Origin of the sequence: Bifidobacterium samirii (genome assembly GCF_003952945.1) — a bacterium.
GTDB lineage: Bacteria > Actinomycetota > Actinomycetes > Actinomycetales > Bifidobacteriaceae > Bifidobacterium > Bifidobacterium samirii.
The window spans coordinates 1-1,161 of sequence record NZ_QXGK01000042.1 but is presented as its reverse complement, the minus strand read 5'-3'; the positions used below and the strand labels follow the sequence as shown (position 1 = coordinate 1,161).

1 protein-coding gene is annotated in these 1,161 nt (G+C 66.9%); it reads left to right on the top strand.

Translation table 11 applies throughout. The features are described 5' to 3' along the window. Positions 1-109 precede the first annotated feature (109 nt). A partial coding sequence (locus D2E24_RS10220; protein WP_241222971.1) for an integrase catalytic domain-containing protein occupies positions 110-1,161 on the top strand: 1,052 nt, incomplete at its 3' end.

The following is a 1,161-nucleotide window of genomic DNA, read 5'->3' as shown; positions in this document are numbered from 1 at the left end:
CGACGTGCCTCACGTTTTTTGAGCGCGTAGGGTGTGGTGGTGCCTCATCGGGAATGAGCGCGAACGGTATCGGTCCTGTTTGGCTTGTCTTATGGAAGACAGGATCAGCATGGCGACGAAGCGGCAGGTCACCCTGAGATTCAGGGATGAATACATGAAGGCGTCGAAGAAGGACAAGGGACGCATCCTCGATGAGATGTGCTCCGTGCTGGGAATCGGCAGGAGCACCGCGAGACGCAGACTCACGGAAGCCGGGCGCGGCAGGCCGTCGATGTCGCCCGCGGAGCGGCCGAAGCGGTATTCGGAGCAGTCGCGCGAGCTGCTGGTCCAGGTGTGGCTGATGATGGATGCGCCGTGCGCGAAGTACCTCAAGGCGATGCTGCCCCTGTGGATGCCCATGCTGCGCGCGCACGGCGAGCTCGCCGACTGGGACGGTTTCGCGTTCCGCGAGCTGGAGCGGATGAGCGCGGCCACGATGGACCGGTACCTCAAAAAGACGCGCGACGCGGCACGGCCCAGAGGCATCTCCACTACCCGGCCCGCCGGGGAGCTGCTGCGCAACTCGATCACGATCAGGAAGGCCGGCGACGAGCTGGACGGCCTGCCCGGCAACGTCGAGGCCGACACCGTGGCCCACTGCGGGCCGAGCGTCAGGGGCGAGTTCTGCCGCACCCTGACCGTGGTCGACGTCGCCACCGGATGGACCGAGAACGCGTCGTGCCGCAACAACGCGTTCGCGAACCTCTCCAAGGCCGAGGCGCTGGTCGAGGCCCGTCTGCCGTTCCGCATCCGCTCCTACGACACGGACAACGGCAGCGAGTTCATCAACCGCGACCTGATCGCCTGGCTGCAGGAGCGCGACATCGAGCAGACCCGCTCCCGCCCCTACAGGAAGAACGACCAGGCCACCGTCGAGTCCCGCAACAACCACGTCGTGCGCCGCCACGCGTTCTACTACCGGTACACCGTCGATGAGCTCGGCCTGCTCAACGAGCTATGGGAGCTGGTGCGCGTCAAGGCCAACCTGTTCACCCCGTCCAAGAAGCCGGTCGCGCGCGAAAGCACCCGGGACGGCCGTCCCCGCCGCGTCTACGACGCACCACGCACCCCGTGGGAGCGGCTCAAGGAGTTCGACGAGGCGGACAGGGCCGCCGGCGGCCC